19 protein-coding genes are annotated in these 19,101 nt (G+C 44.2%); 4 read left to right on the forward strand and 15 right to left on the reverse strand.

Going from position 1 to position 19,101, the window contains the following annotated elements; all coding sequences use genetic code 11:
• Positions 1–111 precede the first annotated feature (111 nt).
• A complete protein-coding gene (gene pssA, locus RT084_RS01585) occupies positions 112–1,041 on the reverse strand; it encodes a CDP-diacylglycerol--serine O-phosphatidyltransferase (protein WP_312538693.1) in 930 nt (309 codons plus the stop codon).
• A gap of 129 nt (positions 1,042–1,170) precedes the next feature.
• The gene (locus RT084_RS01590) at positions 1,171–2,058 is read right to left on the reverse strand and encodes a 23S rRNA (adenine(2030)-N(6))-methyltransferase RlmJ (protein ID WP_007116651.1); all 888 of its coding nucleotides are present in this window, start codon (positions 2,056–2,058) and stop codon (positions 1,171–1,173) included.
• Positions 2,059–2,191: 133 nt separating this feature from the next.
• Here RT084_RS01590 and RT084_RS01595 point away from each other — a divergent pair, with 133 nt between their 5' ends.
• Positions 2,192–2,806: a 2OG-Fe(II) oxygenase gene (locus tag RT084_RS01595; RefSeq protein ID WP_313097396.1), complete on the forward strand. Its 615-nt coding sequence runs from the start codon at positions 2,192–2,194 to the stop codon at positions 2,804–2,806.
• On the opposite strand, the gene RT084_RS01600 is transcribed toward RT084_RS01595, so the two are convergent.
• Positions 2,792–3,406 (reverse strand): LysE/ArgO family amino acid transporter, encoded by a 615-nt coding sequence (locus RT084_RS01600; RefSeq protein WP_313097397.1) that lies wholly within the window; start codon positions 3,404–3,406, stop codon positions 2,792–2,794. The two genes, RT084_RS01595 and RT084_RS01600, sit on opposite strands and share 15 nt — an antisense overlap.
• A gap of 185 nt (positions 3,407–3,591) precedes the next feature.
• Here RT084_RS01600 and dapE point away from each other — a divergent pair, with 185 nt between their 5' ends.
• The gene (gene dapE, locus RT084_RS01605) at positions 3,592–4,830 is read left to right on the forward strand and encodes a succinyl-diaminopimelate desuccinylase (protein ID WP_312383603.1); all 1,239 of its coding nucleotides are present in this window, start codon (positions 3,592–3,594) and stop codon (positions 4,828–4,830) included.
• A gap of 228 nt (positions 4,831–5,058) precedes the next feature.
• Here dapE and iscX read toward each other — a convergent pair whose 3' ends face one another.
• From iscX to RT084_RS01635, 6 genes are all read right to left on the reverse strand, one after another.
• The gene (gene iscX, locus RT084_RS01610) at positions 5,059–5,259 is read right to left on the reverse strand and encodes a Fe-S cluster assembly protein IscX (protein ID WP_007116656.1); all 201 of its coding nucleotides are present in this window, start codon (positions 5,257–5,259) and stop codon (positions 5,059–5,061) included.
• Between the two features lie 13 nt (positions 5,260–5,272).
• Positions 5,273–5,785, reverse strand: a complete 513-nt coding sequence (locus RT084_RS01615) for an acyl-CoA thioesterase (RefSeq protein WP_312383600.1) — start codon at positions 5,783–5,785, stop codon at positions 5,273–5,275.
• Between the two features lie 88 nt (positions 5,786–5,873).
• Positions 5,874–7,262, reverse strand: coding sequence for an NAD(P)(+) transhydrogenase (Re/Si-specific) subunit beta (locus tag RT084_RS01620; protein WP_312383652.1), 1,389 nt, complete (start codon positions 7,260–7,262; stop codon positions 5,874–5,876).
• An 11-nt stretch (positions 7,263–7,273) separates the two neighbouring features.
• Positions 7,274–7,636 (reverse strand): proton-translocating transhydrogenase family protein, encoded by a 363-nt coding sequence (locus tag RT084_RS01625; protein WP_076776182.1) that lies wholly within the window; start codon positions 7,634–7,636, stop codon positions 7,274–7,276.
• A gap of 43 nt (positions 7,637–7,679) precedes the next feature.
• Positions 7,680–8,801 (reverse strand): Re/Si-specific NAD(P)(+) transhydrogenase subunit alpha, encoded by a 1,122-nt coding sequence (locus RT084_RS01630; protein WP_099833975.1) that lies wholly within the window; start codon positions 8,799–8,801, stop codon positions 7,680–7,682.
• 222 nt (positions 8,802–9,023) lie between these two features.
• Positions 9,024–10,073, reverse strand: coding sequence for a ribonuclease Z (locus RT084_RS01635; protein ID WP_312383598.1), 1,050 nt, complete (start codon positions 10,071–10,073; stop codon positions 9,024–9,026).
• A 418-nt stretch (positions 10,074–10,491) separates the two neighbouring features.
• Here RT084_RS01635 and RT084_RS01640 point away from each other — a divergent pair, with 418 nt between their 5' ends.
• Both RT084_RS01640 and RT084_RS01645 read left to right on the forward strand, forming a co-directional pair.
• Entirely contained in the window at positions 10,492–10,773 is a 282-nt protein-coding gene (locus tag RT084_RS01640; RefSeq protein ID WP_203171869.1) for a subtilase-type protease inhibitor, read from the forward strand.
• A 158-nt stretch (positions 10,774–10,931) separates the two neighbouring features.
• Entirely contained in the window at positions 10,932–12,644 is a 1,713-nt protein-coding gene (locus RT084_RS01645) for a sigma 54-interacting transcriptional regulator (RefSeq protein WP_313097402.1), read from the forward strand.
• Here the strand turns inward: RT084_RS01645 and RT084_RS01650 are convergent.
• The 6 genes from RT084_RS01650 to hisC form a co-directional block, all read right to left on the reverse strand.
• Entirely contained in the window at positions 12,641–13,189 is a 549-nt protein-coding gene (locus RT084_RS01650; protein WP_312383594.1) for a hypothetical protein, read from the reverse strand. The genes RT084_RS01645 and RT084_RS01650 overlap by 4 nt on opposite strands.
• 40 nt (positions 13,190–13,229) lie before the next feature.
• Positions 13,230–13,757, reverse strand: coding sequence for a dihydroneopterin aldolase (gene folB, locus RT084_RS01655; protein WP_282849480.1), 528 nt, complete (start codon positions 13,755–13,757; stop codon positions 13,230–13,232).
• An 11-nt stretch (positions 13,758–13,768) separates the two neighbouring features.
• Positions 13,769–14,665 carry an EamA family transporter RarD gene (rarD, locus tag RT084_RS01660; protein WP_312383650.1) on the reverse strand — a complete coding sequence of 299 codons (897 nt, stop codon included), beginning with the start codon at positions 14,663–14,665 and terminating at the stop codon, positions 13,769–13,771.
• A 211-nt stretch (positions 14,666–14,876) separates the two neighbouring features.
• The gene (locus tag RT084_RS01665; RefSeq protein WP_312383591.1) at positions 14,877–17,111 is read right to left on the reverse strand and encodes a bifunctional prephenate dehydrogenase/3-phosphoshikimate 1-carboxyvinyltransferase; all 2,235 of its coding nucleotides are present in this window, start codon (positions 17,109–17,111) and stop codon (positions 14,877–14,879) included.
• Positions 17,112–18,002: a DMT family transporter gene (locus RT084_RS01670; RefSeq protein WP_313097404.1), complete on the reverse strand. Its 891-nt coding sequence runs from the start codon at positions 18,000–18,002 to the stop codon at positions 17,112–17,114.
• 4 nt (positions 18,003–18,006) lie between these two features.
• Positions 18,007–19,092 carry a histidinol-phosphate transaminase gene (gene hisC, locus RT084_RS01675; protein ID WP_313097405.1) on the reverse strand — a complete coding sequence of 362 codons (1,086 nt, stop codon included), beginning with the start codon at positions 19,090–19,092 and terminating at the stop codon, positions 18,007–18,009.
• Between the last annotated feature and the right edge of the window lie 9 nt (positions 19,093–19,101).

Here is a 19,101-nt window from a genome sequence, read left to right on the forward strand (position 1 = left end):
ATACGCTTAAGGATTGTGTTGAAAGTTGCTTGGTATAATTCGGTTTTAACTATATTTGAACATCCGTTTCTAAAAAAAATTACTACTGAAACAAAAAAACCTAAAGTAGCTCTAAACAGGTTTGCGTTTAAGCTTGCTCCAAACCGCAGTTACTGGGCCCGATAAGGCGTAAATCACGCTAATCGCCAGCAGTCCTGCAGGAATATTATACAGCACGATACCGAGCGCAAACACAATCAAAATCAATGCCACAAACGGGACACGCTTTTTATCAAACTCTTTAAAGCTATAGTATTTTAAATTACTCACCATCAAAAAGCCCGCAATCACTACCCAAATGGCTGCCAAAATTTGAAAAGCGGGACTGGTCGCCGGCAATTCAACTTGCCAATCCATATGCACCATCACAAACGTCGTGACTAAAATAGCGGCTAACGGACTTGCTACCCCGACAAAGTATTTTTTATCAACAACACCAATTTGTACATTGAAACGCGCCAGTCTCAACGCGGCACAGGCAGCATACACAAAGGCGCAAGCGATACCAATACGCCCCAACGGCTCTAACGCATAATGATAAATCAATAACGCAGGCGCAAGTCCAAACGCGATGCAGTCGGCTAGCGAGTCTAGCTGCTCGCCAAAGGGACTTTGTGCATTGAATAGCCTTGCCGCCCGACCATCTAACCCATCTAGCAATGCCGAGATAAAAATCGCCACACAGGCACGCATATAATGCCCTTCCCCCAACGCGCTTTGGGTAATCGAATAAAATGCCGCAAGCAGCGATAATAGCGTGAATGAATTGGGAATTAAATAAACGCCTTTTTGCGCAATCGTTTTGTCAGCGACACGCGCATTTTCAATGACTTCAAAGGTGAGCCCATCATAGTCATCGGTTTCTGCCAATTCACGGTTACGCTGATGCTCAAGCTGAATCGGATTGATATCCTTAGTGTGCTGTTGCGGCTGTTGCGGCTGTTGTAATGCGTCGATGGGCGTCTTGATAAGGGTTGGTTGGTTATTATTATCGTTATTCATTGATTATCCTTGCAGGTTGTCTCTTGCAGGTCGTCTATAATAAATTTTCTGTTGCTAGGTGCATCGAGCTCGGTAACAAATTGCGAAATTTGGCGGGTTGTGTGACCACTTAACACGCCAAGTGTGAAATTATTCGCCAACCAACCATTGTACTTTGGTGCGCTGTTCCACGCTCATTTGTGGGCTTTCAGGATGCTGCAAAATTGGCTGTAGATATTGCAAAATCTCTTCAGCTTTAGCATCAAATTGCCACGGTGGGTTAATCACCAGCATACCCGTCCCATTTAAGCCCATCGGCAAATCGGGTGGAAAAATATTCAGCTCAAGCACCAACTGACGACGGATTTCGGTGCGTTTCATTTTTTTATAAAACAGCTCAACCGCGTCGTTGTTTTTGATGGGGTACCAAAGAGCCAACACCCCGGTTGACCATTTTTTATGCGCTTTGACCAATAAATCTACCAATGCGCTAAAATCACGGTGTTCCTGTTCAAAGGGAGGATCGATTAAAATCAACCCGCGTTTTTCTTGCGGTGGTAGCACCGCCAAAATTCCTTCATAGGCATTGCGATGTTGCACGCCAATGGGCAATTGGTGCAGTTGGTAGTTGAGCGCATCAAATTCGCTTGCTTTCCATTCAAACGCTTCGGCGCGATTGTTAATCTCTGGGTGAGCGTCTTGTTGTTTTTCAATATGATGGGCAATAAACCAAGGCGAACCTGGATACACATGCTTATCGTAGAATTTTTTGGCGTAGCCAATATCTTGTAGATAGGTTTGCACCGCCTGTGGCGCTTGGCTATTATCTTGCGCTAGCAGTTTGGTAATGCCATGGATGGCTTCGCCCGTTTTTTTGGCTTCATCACTGGCAAGTGAATACAAACCGCGCCCACCATACGCATCCAAAATATAATAAGGTTTTGGCTTGGCGCTCATCATCTCAAGTAATTGGAGTAATAAAACGTGTTTTACCACATCAGCGAAGTTGCCCGCGTGGTAGCTGTGTTGATAATTCATAATAAATTTTTCGTAAACAAATTAGCAGGTATGGTAGCATAGCTATCAAAAATTGGCGAAGTTTTTGCTAGAAGTTTTTGCTAAAAATTGCCCAGTTAAATGTTTAAACAATAGTGGAGGAAACATAGCGCATATGCCAGAGTTGAATTTTATCCTGCCCAATTGGTTTGAAAAAATAAATGACGCACAGCTTGACGGTTTGGTTAATGACGGGTTTATCGTGCTAGATGACTGTTTTGACGTCAAATTTTTTCAGGCGTTACAAAAAGAGAGTGGCTTGATTGATTACCATGCCGCCAATTTGACGCAGGGTGAGCGAATCACTAGCATTCGCGGCGATAGCACCCGCTGGATTGATGAGCGCTGTCCGATAGGTATGCAGTATCTACAAGCGATTAACGAGCTCGCGCAATTTTTTAATCAAACCTTATACACAGGCATTCGCCGTAGTGAAGCCCATTATGCCCGCTACCCTGCAGGGTATGGTTATCAGTGGCATTCAGACAACCCGCAAGGGCGTGATGAACGTGTGTTATCAGCGGTTTTTTATCTCAATGAGGGTTGGGGCGCGCCCGATGGCGGTGAAATTATCGTCATCGATCAGCATGACAGACAGCAACAATTACAGCCCCAAGGTAACAGATTGGTGATTTTTAACAGTAACTTAGTCCATCAAGTCGCAATCACCCATCGTGAACGCTTCTCCATTGCCACTTGGATGAGAAAAGATGGGCTAATTAGCCAGTAATAAACTTGCCGCAATCCCCCACATCACAATCCCGATGAGGATATCAAGAATTTTCCAAGACAATGGTTTGGCAAATAGCGGCTGCAGCACACGCGCACCATAACCCAAACTAAAAAAGAAGATAAACGATGATAAAATTGCACCCAACGCAAACGCCAATTTATCGGTAACCTGTGACGCAATCGTCCCAAGCAAAATCACCGTATCTAAATACACATGGGGATTGAGCCAAGTAAACGCCAAGCACATGGCAATCACCTGTTTTAAATTACCAACGTCTTCACCCTGCGCCACGAGCGATTGGTTTGATTGATAAGCGGCAATAAAACTTCGAGTACCATACACAATTAAAAACAACGCCCCTGCGTATTTGGCGATGGTGATAATCAGCGGAAATTGTGAAATCAGCTTGCCAAAACCAAACACGCCACCCGTAATCAACACCGCATCAGATAACGCGCAAATCAAACACACGATAAACACAAATTGTTGTTTTAGCCCTTGTTTAAGCACAAATGCATTCTGTGCCCCAATCGCCAAAATTAACGAAAAGCACACGCTCATGCCCATTAAAAAAGTAGAGATATTCATCGGTATCACACGTCCCCAGTAACATTCGCAAAAAACACAAAAAAGCACAATAAGAAAAAAGCATAGCGAGAAAAAAAGCGTATTGTAGCCAAAATCCTGAGCGATTGCGAACAATGCGACCCGCTAAGGCGCTAATTTATGCTAATATGCAGCGCAAATAAGCGAGCTTTTTGAGAGATTTTAAGGAAACGACAATGACTGATTATGCCAGTAATGCCACTGATTTAGACCACCTTCAAGCGCAAACCTTAGCACTGAGTTTACAGCTGATGCGCGAGCCATCAGTGACGCCAACTGACCTTGACTGTCAAAATATACTGGCTGAGCGGCTTAACCACCTTGGGTTTGATTGTGAATTTTTATACTTTGGTGAAAAAGGTGCAACAGGACGCGAAGCAGAAGTCAAAAATTTATGGGCAATTCGTCAAGGTCGTGGGCAGGCGCAGGCGCCCGTATTATGTTTTGCAGGACATACCGATGTCGTGCCCACGGGCGATGTCAGCCAATGGACTTATCCGCCATTTGAGCCTACTATCAAAGATGGCATACTGTATGGGCGTGGTGCTGCAGACATGAAAACAGCGATTGCGGCATTTACTGTCGCTGTTGAAAATTTTGTCGCCAAGCACCCCAATCATCACGGCTCAATTGCTTTCTTAATCACCGCTGATGAAGAAGGTCCTTCGGTTAACGGTACAGTCAAAGTGGTGGAAACATTGCAATCGCGCAACCAACCCATAACCTATTGCTTGATTGGCGAACCCTCTAGCACTCACACATTGGGCGATATCATCAAAAATGGTCGCCGTGGCTCGCTTGGCGCCGTTGTGACAGTCACTGGCAAACAAGGTCATGTTGCCTACCCGCATTTGGCAGTGAACCCTATTCATTATGCCTTGCCAGCCCTATCCGAGCTTTGTAGCCAAACTTGGGACAATGGCAATGCGTATTTTCCCGCCACCACCCTGCAAATCTCCAACCTTAATGCAGGCACTGGGGCTAACAATGTGATTCCTGCAACTTTAAGCGCTGAGTTTAATTTTCGTTTTTCAACTGAGACCAACGATGAGAAACTTAAAGCGACCACCCATGCGATTTTTGACAAGCATTTTCAAGACGGTGCAGCCAGTTATCACATCAATTGGAAATTATCAGGCAACCCATTTTTGACGCCGCAAGGCAACCTCGTCGGCGCCTGTCAATCCGCGATTAAAGCCGTGACAGGGACAGATACAGAGCTGTCAACCACAGGCGGCACTTCAGATGGTCGTTTTATCGCAACGCTGAATGTTGACAATAGGTCGCCTGAAGTGGTTGAGCTTGGCGTGCGTAATGCAACCATCCACCAAATTGATGAGTGTGTAGCAGTTGAAGACTTGGGCAAACTTGCCGCAATTTATGAGCAAATATTACAAAACTTACTGTTAAACTAAATACTGTTAACCTACATATGGCATGCTAACAGCCCAGTGATACGGCTAATTTTGCTGGGGTTGGCAATCTTCGTGAGGTTGGCAAATGATTATTTACCCAAGTCAATGACATCAAAAAATGTTATTTTTGGCTGACGCATTAAGCAAACGTGGGTAATTTTTCATGGGTAAATTAATTTAGCTACTGCTCATTAACAATCTAGTATGAAGAAGAATCTAGCATTCAGCTTAATCTAGTTCGTCTAGCCAAGCCATTTGAATCGCTTCTAGTTGTTTTTCGGTCGATTTGGTTGGGTCATCGCCAAATTCTTCCAACTGCGTCACATACCGATGCAAATCGGTAAAACGAATATATTGCACGTCTTCATCAGGGTATTTTTCAGAAAGTTGAATGGCAATTTCTAACGTGTCGTTCCATTTGAGGGACATATTTTTTCTCCAGTTATTTGATGGGGGTGAGTTTTTTGATTTCGTTAAGATTGTCTTGCCAAGTTTTGATGACAGGATGAGCTTGTTCATCTTGCTGTACAATGACGCTGGTCGGTTGCACTTGCCCATCCAACATCAATACAATTTTGGTCAGTGCCACCACATTTAAGTCATTTTTCACCCAAAACTCGTGGCGAAAATACAGGTATTTTTTATCCCAAGCCAATAATTGACTGCGAAGCGCCAATTTATCCAACAAAAAGCTTTCTTTGATATAAGTTAATTGTTGCGATGCAATCACCCAACCTAGCTTGTCCGTTGGACGTTGCTGCATCAGCCACTGTTGGATGTTAAGCTCAATAAAGCTTAAGTAGCGATAATTAGGCACATGGTGACGAAACCCCATATCATGTGGCAAAATCCGATAGTAGCGGATGATCGCATCGCTATAGCTTGGTTTGGATGACTTTGCTTTATCGGATTTTAGCATCAAACATAAGATAAGGTAACGAAGTAATAAATTCATGAATTTTCCTTGTGATATCCGCCTGATTATAGCAAATAAAAAACCCTGACTAAACTGGTTAGTCAGGGTTGATTGAAGTTACAAAAACTTAGTGACCTGTACCATTGATATGGCGAATCATGTCTTCTACTACTTTTTTGGCATCGCCAAAGATCATCATGGTTTTGTCCATGTAGAACAAGCTATTATCAAGACCTGCGTAGCCGGCACTCATTGAGCGTTTGATGACCATCACGGTTTGCGCTTTGTTTGCTTCAAGAATTGGCATACCAAAGATCGGTGAGTTTGGATCGTCTTTTGCCGCTGGGTTGACCACGTCATTGGCACCGATAATCAGCACAACATCTGTACCTGCAAAGTCGGAATTGATTTCATCCATTTCTAAGATATCTTCATACGGCACATCTGCTTCAGCCAATAGTACGTTCATATGACCTGGCATACGACCTGCCACGGGGTGAATGGCAAAACGCACGTCCACGCCTTCTTCTTTGAGCATTTCATAAAGCTCTTTTACCGCATTTTGCGCACGGCCTTGCGCCATACCATAGCCTGGCACAATGACGACACTGCTAGAGTTTTCCATCATAAAGGCAGCATCTTCAGGTGAGCCTGTACGGTAAGTTTTGGGTCCGGTATCTTCTTCTGTCGCAGCGGCTGAGCTGCTTGACATACCGCCAAACAATACGTTGAGCAGTGAACGGTTCATGGCTTTACACATAATGTAGGACAAAATCGCCCCAGATGAACCCACCAGCGAACCTGCGATAATCAACATTGAGTTACCTAGGGTAAAACCGATACCGGCTGCTGCCCACCCAGAGAATGAGTTGAGTAGCGATACCACCACAGGCATATCACCGCCACCAATCGGCGCAATCCACATCCAGCCAAAAATAATAGCCAAAATGGTCATGGCATAAAACGCTGGCATAGATTGGGTGGTAAAATACATAATACCAAATGCTAACATCGCGATGAACAATAGCGCTTGGACAGGTTTTACCCAACTGCCTTTAATCGTCTTTGCCCAGCTTTTTGCCGCCAATTTACCAAAAGCAAACATTGACGCTGAGAAGGTAATTGCGCCAATAAAACAGCCGATAAATAACTCAAACCGCGCGATGGTGCTATGCTCGACACCTGTATGCAACACGCTCGCTAGTGCGATGGCAACCGCCGATAAACCGACTAAAGAGTGCATCAAAGCCACGGTTTCTGGCATTTGCGTCATGGCAACGGTACGTGCTTTCCAAGTGCCGACCACCGCGCCTAGTACCATCGCGCCAACAATTAATACAAATACCGGACTGGGTGCCAAGAAAAAGGTAGTGATAATAGCAATCGCCATACCTATCATACCGAATCGGTTACCACGGATGGCGGTTTTTGGACTTGATAAACCCCGTAAGGTTAAAATAAATAGCACCGCACCAATCAAATAAAACCAATCAGCGTGTTGGGCGACCCAATTCAAATTCTCATTCATCAAGCATTTCCTTCTTTGTTTGGCTCAGCTTTGGCTTTTTTATCTTTTGATTTAAACATCGCTAGCATACGTTCCGTCACCGAAAAACCACCAAAAATATTGATGCTGGCTAAAAATACCGCAAACGCCCCCAAAAGACTTGTTGGGGTAAACATATCCCCATTGATGCTGACGGTCTGCAGCATGGCACCGACGATGACAATACTGGATAATGCATTAGTCACTGCCATGAGTGGGGTATGCAGTGCAGGTGTTACCCCCCAAACCACGTAATAACCCACAAAAATAGCCAAAACAAAGATACTAAAGATTGCCACAAATGGGGTGGCAGATGTCGCAGACGCTAATAGGGTCAATAACATAAAACCTCCTAACCTCGATAGGTAAAATTAAATGAAAATTAGGTTAGCGACTGGCTAACAATACTTGACCTTGGCTAGTAACCAGCAAGGCTTTTTGGATTTCATCTTCTGGATTAAGCGCAAACACTTTATTGTCATCCATCAAGGTTGCAAAAAAGTTATACAAATTGTTGGCATACAATGCCGATGACTGCGCCGCCAAGGTCGATGGAATATTGGGCACACCCATGATGGTGACACCGTTTGGGGTGATGATATTTTGTCCGACCACTGAGCCTTCTACGTTACCGCCTGTTTCCACGGCCATATCAAGTAGAATTGAGCCAGATTTCATTTTATCGATGGTAGCTTGGTGTATCAAACGCGGGGCATTGCGACCAGGAATTTGAGCCGTGGTAATCACGATATCTGCTTGGCTGACTGCTTTATCGACAACCGCGGCTTGGTCTTTGATATATTGCTCAGACGGTGTCCAAGCATAGCCGCCTGTGTCTTTGGCTTTGGCTTTTTCCTCATCGCTCATGGGAACATCGAGCCATTTACCACCGACTGACTCCACTTGATCACGCACGGTGGGACGTAAGTCACTGGCTTCCACAACCGCTCCCAAACGACGCGCGGTGGCAATCGCTTGCAAACCCGCGACGCCCACGCCTAGGATGACAATACGCGCAGGTTTCACCGTACCTGCCGATGTCATAAACATGGGGAAAGGACGACCAAACTGGTTAGCAGCCAAAATCACCGCTTTATAACCTGCCAAGTTGGCTTGGGATGACAGCACGTCCATGTTTTGTGCCCGCGACAAAGTTCGGGGCAATAGCTCCATGGCATACACTTTGGCGTGGCGATTGGCATAGTCCTGCAAATTGGCATTGCGATACGGATTCATCATACCGATGACAATCGCTTCTTGTTTTAGCTGGTTGATTTTTTCAATCGGTAAGCTATTGACCGTGAGCACCACATCACTTGTTGAGATCGCATCATCAACAATTTGCGCCCCTGCTTGTTCCAACGCATCATTGGTAATAAACGAACCTTTACCGGCATCGCGTTCGACCACAATACTGTGACCCAACTTGATGAACTTTTTAATGGTATCGGGGGTAATCGCAATCCGATTTTCATATAATGCAGTTTCTTTTGGTACACCAATTTGCATACACTCTCCTCAAGCGGTTCGGTTGGATTCTCAATCCACAACTGACGATTAGCTTAGACAGTTATAAATTAAAAAAATGATAATTAAATTACCATAAATATAATTAATTATGCAAAACAATTCTAGGCGGAATAACAAGTAAATTTGACTGGTGCGTATAAAAAAAAGTTATCAATAAAACTTTTTACAAAATTTTCTTTTAACAAGATGGCTTTCTGAAGATTAGTTTATTTGCGTATTGCGTTTTTTAACCTTGCCATTGTCGATTTTAAATTCATCAAAATCTTGGGCAAGCCAAAAATTACCTTGATAACTGGCATCCACTTCTGCCCGAATATGTGACATATTTAAAGTTTTACTGCTAGGTTTATCAAAAGGTTGAAAACGCGCGCTAAAATGGGTCAAAATCAGGTTTTTTAACCGTGATAACTGCGCAAACTCGGCAACTTGCTTGGCGGTTGAATGCATGGAGTCAAAATAGTTAGGGGCTAATTTTCGTTTATCAGCAATTGCTTGGGTATAAGTGGCCTCGTGTACCAACACATCGGTATCTGATATGGCATCGGCTAATAGCTCAGGTGAGTCATTGTCACCTGCGACTATTAGCACGGTTTTATGCAGCGTGGTGGTGACAAAATCCGCGGATTTTAGTAAGGTGTTATCATCTAGATTGACGTCAATACCGTATTTAAGCTTTCCCCATAGCCGTTTATCTAGCACGTTAAGCTCGGTGAGTTTTTGGGTCAATAAGGTTTTTTTGGACAGGCGCTGGGTGAATTTAAAGGCGTGGCTAGGGATACGGTGTGATAGCGCAATCACGTCAACTTGTAGCTGATGGTCATCTGTCAAATCCAGCGTGATGGGTTGGTAACTATCTCCCTGCGCTCTATTTTCAATGGCGATAAAATTAATGTCAAAACTTATCATCAGCGCTGTCGTGGCTTGCACGGCTGCAAGATAATCGGCAATGGCTTGTGGAGCGATAAGGGTTAATGGATGCTTGCGCCCACTCATCGCCATACTAGCCAATAACCCTGGCAAGCCATAACAGTGGTCACCATGCACATGGGTGATACAAATCAATTCTAGCTGCATCACGGACAACGGGGTTTTGAGTAATTGATGCTGGGTGGCTTCCCCACAGTCCACTAATACCCAAGGGACGTTTTTTGCTTTGCTATAAGGATTGATGAGTGATACAGCAAGCGCGGTGACGTTGCGGTGTTTGGTGGGTATCCCTGCTGATGTACCCAAAAAAGTGAGTGTTAACATGATTGCCTCTTGATCAAACGAGTGTTACATCGTTATAGTGAATCTTTATCAATTTAACTATAAAATAAAATGCGCTAACAAATTTCACAACAACTTTTGACTGGGCTATGACATTGACTTCAACGCATCCTTTTAATCCTTAGCTTTTACCTCTTATGCTGTGTCTGACCAAATGGGCAAGTCTGTTTTAACCATCAGCCTTGTACTTGTCGATAGGCGGATTTGGGGCGTGCTTGGTTAATGGTCCAACGGCTGACGGCGGGCTGCCTGCTTAAGTTTTAAAGATTTGGTAACAGATAATAGCAATAATAATTTGGCAAGTGGGTTATTATTGGGGATGATTTCACTGAGTTTTGGTATACTCAATGCTGCTTGTATCACCTCTTATATCACCTACTGAACACAATAAGGAAATGCTATGTTCAAGTTTTTTACCCCACTCTGTTTCTCATTAAGTTTATTTGGCTGCCAAGCTGTTAGCTCAGATCAGCAAAACCACACAACCATGCCTCAGCCCATCAAGAAACCTGAGATGATGTGCACCATGCAATATGATCCTGTCTGCGTCAAAACTATCAATAATGGCATCGTCCACTATCAAACCTATGGCAACGCTTGTATGGCAAATAATGGCGGCAATGCTATGGACAAGACTATGAGTATCACCAAGGGTGCTTGTGGGTCGGACGCTAGCAAGTAACTGAGTTAATAAGTAACTGGGTTAGCAAATGACTTGGCTATGATAATTTAGCCTGCCATAACGTTGCACTAGCTTGTTTGCCATAGCTTACTGACGATAAAATGAGCGAAGTGTTATAATCCCCTCTAATTACTTTGTGTTAAAGGTTTTGCATCTGTATGGCATTAGCGCTGATTATTGATGATGAAGTAGATTTGTGTCGCTTGATGCAGATGACACTCAAAAAAATGGGCATTGAAACCAAAGTCGCCTATGACTATGCCACCGGCATCAGCCATCTTCAAGCGTATAGTTTTGACTTTTGCTTAACCGATCTCAAACTTCCTGATGGCACAGGACTAGATATCGTTAAATTTATCAGTAAAAATTATGCCAAAACCCCTGTGGCAGTGATTACCGCCCACGGTAGCATGGATTTGGCGATTGAAGCGTTAAAATTGGGCGCCTTTGATTTTGTCAACAAGCCACTTGAGCTATCACGGCTACGCCAGTTGGTCGAAAACGCCTTAAAAGTGGCAGAAAATGCCCATAAACTCAATTGTAAAGAAGTCTATGATCCTTTTAGCAATCGCCTAATCGGACAATCTAACGCCATTACCCAGCTCAAAACCACCATCCAAAAATTGGCGCGTAGCCAAGCGCCCGTATTTTTGTGGGGAGAATCGGGCACGGGTAAAGAAGTCGTTGCCAAGCTCATTCATGATTTAAGCCCACGCTGCTCTGCCAATTTTGTGCCTGTTAACTGCGGCGCCATCCCATCAGAGTTGATGGAAAGCGAGTTCTTTGGGCACAAAAAAGGCAGCTTTACTGGCGCTACCGCAGATAAAGAAGGGTTATTCCAACAAGCAAATGGCGGTACGCTATTTTTGGATGAAGTAGCGGATTTGCCGATTTCCATGCAAGTCAAATTATTACGCGCGATACAAGAAAAGAAAATCCGCTCCATTGGAAGCACCCAAGAGATTGCCGTGGATGTGCGCCTTTTATCCGCTACCCATAAAAATTTGGCTAAGCTTGTCGAAACGGGTGAATTTAGACAAGATTTATATTATCGCATCAACGTGATTGAAGTAAAATTACCCAGTCTCAATGAACGGCGTGATGATATTTTACTGTTAGCCAATCATTTTATCTCTTTGATTGCAGACGATTGGGGACTAGCGCAGCCACCGACATTATCGAATGAAGCCGCGGTTCAATTGACAAACCATCACTTTGCAGGCAACGTGCGTGAATTAAGAAATATCTTAGAGCGGGCGATTACCCTAGCTGATGATAATGTGATTGAAGCCCATCATTTGAATTTGCCATTATCAGCCGCCAACGTACCGGCTGACACTCCTAGAATCCATGAAACCCAAAAAACTCATGAAATCACAGAAAACTCCAATCACCCCGTCTTATCAATACCGAGTCAACCGAGCGCGCCAAAAGTTGAGCCCTTAGCCGAGCCTAAATCCGCTTCCAACAGCCCCATCAATACTTCCTATGGCAGCAACTTGTTTGCAAGTGGTTACAAAGTCAAACCCAATATTCAACTTACGCCCACGCCCACACCAACCCAATCCACCCATGATGCGTTAACCCATGAATCGTTAACTTTAGATGCGCCGATAGGGAATATCAATGCACCTAATTTAGCCCAGCCCTCTGCTGAAGAAGGTCAACTGCCTGCCGAAGGGCTGGAAGAATATTTGATGAATCAAGAACGAAAAGTCATTATCGCGGCGCTCAACTGCAGTGGTTGGAATCGCACCCAAGCTGCTAAACTGTTAAATACAACGTTTCGCTCACTGCGCTACCGTATGAAAAAATTGGGCATTGATAGTGACAGTGATATTAATAGTGATAGTGACAGCGATGAGGATTAAAAACTTCGGATAAAGGACAAATCGATATTTTTTGATAAATCTACTATCCCTACTTGGTCATAACAAGCTAGTGGAAAACGCCGGCGGATGCCTAACCACTGGTTTGCTGATTGAGCAAATAGCACGAATCGATTGCCTTTTTCATCGAGATTATTGTCGATATTGTCAATTTGATGCAGGCATTTTACCGCAATGATATCAATGTCTAATGTAACAGCGGGTTTTTGGTACAGAAGTCTGTCTTGTTGCTGTTCAAACTTCTTGGTGAGTTGTAACCACTGCCAATAATCTATTGGCTGCGCAAATGCTAAATAAGCCACTTGGTTAAAATAAACCGCTGTATTGGATGTTTGCTGGTTTACATCGTCGTTTAAATTGTTATCACTACAAGTATCTTCACTACTATGAATCGCGCTGAGGGTCAAAGTGCCAAAGTTTTGCAGCCAGTCTTTGGCTTTTTGTAAATAATAAAGTTGTTTGACATTACTGGCTAACGACAAAACACAGGCTTCGATGACTATGACATCACGCGGTGGTACACTCATACTCAAATGCTCAAATAAACATATTTTTTGCTTAGGCTAATTAATTTTGCTGAAAACGGGTAATTTTAACCCCCACACTATCGGCTTGCTTGATGGCGGTTGGTTTGTGAATCGTCACTGTGACTTTTTCTGGGGCAAATTCTGCCAAAATCATCTCAGCGACCAATTGCGCTAACCGCTCTAATAGCGCCACTTTATTGGCAATGCTCACTTCAGCCACACGCTCACTGACACTTTTATAGTTGATGGCATCTTGAATATTATCAGTCTGCGACGCTTGGTATTGACAGCCCACCATTTCAATATCAAAAATCAATGGTTGGGTTATTTGCTGCTCCCACTCATACACGCCAATCACGGCATCGACTTTAAGTCCCTTCACAAACACCGTATCCGTTGAATTGCCCGTCAGCTTGATTGGCTGATTGTTGGACTTTTCGTTTGCAATCGCGTGTAAGGCATCCGCCGCTGAATATAGTGATTCATGCATGGTTTTTTGTGTAGGGGCTTGCGTGGTGCTGTGGGGCGTTTCAAGCTTAGTTTGTTGGGTGGTTTCTGGTGTCGTCATTTTTACTCTCGTTAGGTATTTCGCTGTTTGATTAAATCATAACTAAAAAATACCAACCCTGTCCAAATAAAGGCAAAGGTAATCAATTTATAAATGTTAAAAGGCTCATGATACAAAAATATCGCCAATAAAAAAATCATGGACGGGGTCAAATAATTTAAAAAGCTCAATAAACTAAAGTTGACCATTTTGGTAGCTTTATTAAACATCAATAGCGGTATCAAGGTCACTGGCCCTGCAAGCATCAATAAAAAAATTGATGGCGACAGCCAAAAATCTAATTGACTACTAGCAACATCATGCATAGCGAACCAGCCAATAAATACCGGCACCAATAATGCCGTTTCGATAAACATCGCAGACAGCGCATCAACCGGCGTATGGCGATGCATCAAACCATACACAGAAAAGCTACTCGCCAACAATAACGATACCCACGGCAATTTACCCAGCACGACCAACTGAATCGCCACGCCTATCGCTGCCAAAATCACTGCCATCCATTGCAAAGGACGCAGTTTTTCTTTGATAACCACTAGCGATAGTAAAATACCCATCAACGGACCAATATAATAGCCCAAACTGGCTTCCAAAATCTGATCATGATTGACCGCCCACACGTACACCAGCCAATTGACCGAGATAATCGTCCCCGAAACGGCAGTATAAAGTAGCCATTTTGGGTTGGCTTGAATCACTTTCACCCAGTGCCAGTTTTTAGTCACTATCATGATCAGTAAAATCGTGACAAACGTCCAAATAATTCGATGCCCAATGATTTCAATCGCATCATAATCTTTGAGTAGCTTAAAATACAGCGGGAAAAACCCCCAAATCAAAAAAGCAGCCAGTGCGGTCAATACCCCTTTGGGGGTGGTCACTACGGTTGGTTTTTCATGGTCAGTCATATCAACAGCACGGGTCGGAATGTCACTATTGATGATATCAATGGTTTGACTTTGGGGGATTTGATTTTCGGGGATTTGATTTTTCATTAACACAACGATAAATTTTATTTTTTATAAAAAAGTCAAAACTAAGAAAGTCATAGTCTATCTTAGTTTTCATGTCATCAATGTAAAGACTTGCGACAGTGATACAAATTTAGCTCACCTAGGTTTAGTCAGTCACCACTTTAACTTGCAATCCTGCACTATTGACCAGTTCAGCAAAGTTAGGGAAGCTAGTATTGACCGTTTCAGTACCATGAATGGTAATCGTATCGCTTGCTCGCAAACTTGCCACAGTAAAACTCATGGCAATGCGATGGTCATGGTGACATTCAATCTCACCACCGCCAAACACCTGTGCCACATCACCGCGACCTTCAATTTCGATGCCATCATCGAGTACAGTACAGGCAATTCCTAAGGTTTTTAGCCCATCTGCCATGACTTGAATACGGTCAGATTCTTTAACGCGCAGTTCAGCTGCGCCATGCAGCACGGTTTTACCCGTGGCACAACTTGCTGCCACAAACAGCACAGGGAATTCATCAATGGCGAGTGGCACCAAGTGCTCAGGAATCTCAATACCTTGCAATTTTGAAGATTTCACCACGATATCGGCAACTGGCTCACCGCCAACGGTGGTTTCATTGATCAATGTCAAATCAGCGCCCATCAGCTTTAAGATATCAATCACGCCAGTGCGCGTGGGATTGATGCCCACTTTTTTGATGGTCACATTGCCTTGTTGGGCGATGGCGCCTGCCACCATAAAAAATGCCGCAGATGAAATATCAGCAGGCACTGCGATATCACATGCCGTTAATTCGCCGCCCCCTGTCACACTGATTTGATTGCCATTGTGCACTTTTGACACTGTCACAGGATAACCAAATGCCGTCAGCATGCGCTCGGTATGATCGCGCGTCACTTCTGGCTCAATCACCGTGGTAGTACCTTGTGCCCATAGCCCTGCTAACAGCAAACACGATTTCACCTGCGCTGATGCCATCGGCATTTCATAGCTGATACCTGTTAAATTTTGATTACCGGTGATGCTAATCGGCGGCGTGCCTTTTTCGCCCGTGGTTTGGATTTTGGCACCCATGTCACGCAGTGGCTTGGCGACGCGTTCCATGGGACGTTTGGATAAACTCGGGTCGCCCGTCATCACCGAATCAAATTTTTGTGCCGATAAAATACCTGATAACAAGCGCATACTGGTGCCTGAATTACCCATGTATAGCGGATCATGTGAAGGTTTTAACCCATGTAATCCAACCCCATGAATCACTACCCTGCCTTGGTTTGGACCTTCAATCACTACGCCCATATCGCGAAAGGCCTGCAAAGTAGCGAGTGCGTCTTCACCTTCCAAAAACCCTGTCACCGTGGTGGTACCTTTGGCTAACGAACCAAACATAATCGAACGGTGGGAAATAGACTTATCACCTGCGACGGTGTGACTGCCTTCAAATTGTTGGGCTGGGGCGATAACGTAAGTTTGCTTCATGGCTTGTTTTTCCAAATAAGGCGTTTTATTTAACATATGTCCAAAATGTTGTCGGGCGGCTTGGGCTTGGGTCAATATACCCAGCATCTGCTCAGAATCATTGGTTTCGATAATTGCTTTCAACTGGCTTAATTGCTCACTAAATTCATCAATGGCATCGAGGAGCGCGGTTTTATTGGCATAAAAAATATCATGCCACATGGTTGGGTCGCTGGCGGCGATACGGGTAAAATCCCGAAAGCCACCCGCCGCGAAACGAAAAATATCCATATTGTCGTTGTGCTTGGCTAATTGCGCAACTAGATTGTAGGCTAGCAAGTGGGGTAAATGACTGGTACGCGCGAGCACCTTATCATGATAATCCGCTGGCATGGTCACCACTTCTGCGCCAGTCTGCGCCCATAGTGCAATCACTTTTTTAACGGCTTGTTTGCTAGTGGTATCTAGCGGCGTTAAGATAATTTTGTGGTTATCAAATAGTTTGGCATTACGCGCATCAATCCCTGATTTTTCTGCGCCGGCAATCGGATGGGCCGGCACAAAACCTTTGGGCATATCCTCACCAAACACCGCGCTGGCATCTGCAATGATATTGCCTTTGGTACTGCCCACATCCATGATAATAGTTTTATCGGTAATGACGGGTTTGATTTGTTCAAAAATCTTTTTGACCGCCTGTACCGGCGTGGCTATCACCACCAAGTCTGACCCTTGCACCGCCAGGGCAGCATCATCAAATCCTGCATCAAGCAGTCCGTAGTTGATACCTTTGTCAATGGTTGCTTGTGAACGGCTGACCGCCACAATTGATTTGGCAAGATTTTTATCACGCATGGCTTGTGCCAAACTTGCGCCGATGAGCCCTAGCCCAATAAAACACACTTTTTCAAACATTTAACTTACCGATTTTTTATAATTTGCTAAAAAGACTGCGAGCGCAATCAAAATCCCACCCAACATAGTGCTGACGGTTATTTTTTCGCCCAATAAAACCACACCCAACAATACCGCAATGAGCGGAATAAAATAAATATACAGCGAGGTTTTTACCACGCCCAAATGCTTATTGGCATTGGTCCACAACACAAAACACAAGGCGGAAGCGATACCACCTAAAAACAGCAAATTTGCCAGATTGATGGGCGTAAACGCGTGAAGGTTGATAAAGGCTTCACCTGTCACAAGCATATACAGCGACGCGGTGATTATGCCATACAAAAACACTTTACGCATGCGTACCATCGGGTTGAGCGCATCTTTAATTGCACTGTTAGCAAAGCCAAAAAATGACCACGCCAACCCACTTAATATCGCTAAAATATTACCTAGCATGCCATTGGTTAAACTCATCGGCTGATTAGCCAGTACTAATGCCACGCCAACCAACGCCATCACACAGGCTATCAACAGCAACTTGCTAAAGGCATGGGTTTTAATGATAAAACTGGCAATCAGCACCGTAAACAAGGGGGATGCTGTGACTAGCAGCGCCGCATTACTACTATAGGTATATAGCAATGCGGTATTTTCTAGCAAAAAATACAAGGTGATACCGCACAGCCCCGACAAAAAATACAACACTTCGTTTTTTACACTACTAAAGGTTTGCAGTCTAGGTGACATGGCAAACAATAACCCATAGGCAAATAACGACCGATACAGCAAAATCTGAATGGGTGACATATCCGCCAGCAGCACCTTGGTGCTTGCTAATGTTGTTCCCCAAACGATGACCACAAATAACGCTAAAAAATGCCAAAATACTTCACGATTTTTTTCTAACATTGGCTTAGCTCAATACCTGCGCCAACGTATCTAAAAAACGATTAATTTCTTCAGGCAAACCCACACTCACACGTATCCAGGCTGGCAGACCGTAGCCAACCATCGGCCGCACTACCACACCTTGCTCAATCAAAGTTTGGTAGATGTCCATGCCATCACCGACATTGACCATCACAAAGTTGGTCGCTGATTTGACATAGACGACACCTAAGCTATCCAAGCCATCATATAAGGCTTGTCTTTGCTCATGGTTAAACGCCAAATATTGGTTAATAAAATGTTGGTCTTTAATCGCTGCTGTGGCGGCGGCATGCGCCAACGTACTGGTATTAAACGACTGACGCGTATAATTTAAAATCTCGGCAATGCTTGCGCTGCTTACGGCATAACCAATGCGCAAGGCTGCCAGTCCATAAGCTTTGGAAAAGCTACGTAGCACAATGACATTGTCATACTCTTGGGTCAAATCTACACAGCTGAGCGTTGGCGCAAATTCGATGTAAGCCTCATCAATCACCACCAACACCTCCGATGGCACTTTTTTGATGAATTTAATCAGATCATCTTTGGCAAGCACAGTGCCGGTGGGGTTGTTGGGATTGGTGATAATCACCATTTTACAATTGGCGGTTTGATTGACCGTCTCAAGCATCGCAGGCAAATCATGAGCAAAATTTTTGGCAGCGACTTGTTGGGTTCGCTCACTAATACCCAAAGACGCCAATTCGTAATCCGAAAACGCGTATTGAGAATACACAATCACATCATCGCCATCGGCAAAGCTTGCGGTAATGTTATTGAGTAACTCATTAGAGCCATTCCCCAACACAATTTGTTTTGTTTCACAGCCCAAAAAATCGGCTAACGCTTGTTTAAGCCCTTGCCCGGCGCCATCGGGATAACGAGATAATTCCCCCAGTTTTGACGTGATTGCCAAGGTCACGTGTGGCGAGCAGCCGGTTGGATTTTCATTGCTCGCCAATTTGACGATGTCACCCAAGCCATACTCACGGGTCAGCTCTTCATTGGATTTATCCATTTCATAAGCTTTTAACTGCTCAATACTGTGATTGACCGATTGGATCGTCATATCAAAACC

Origin of the sequence: Moraxella sp. CTOTU48717 (genome assembly GCF_032057165.1) — a bacterium.
Taxonomy (GTDB): Bacteria; Pseudomonadota; Gammaproteobacteria; order Pseudomonadales; family Moraxellaceae; genus Faucicola; species Faucicola tetraodonis.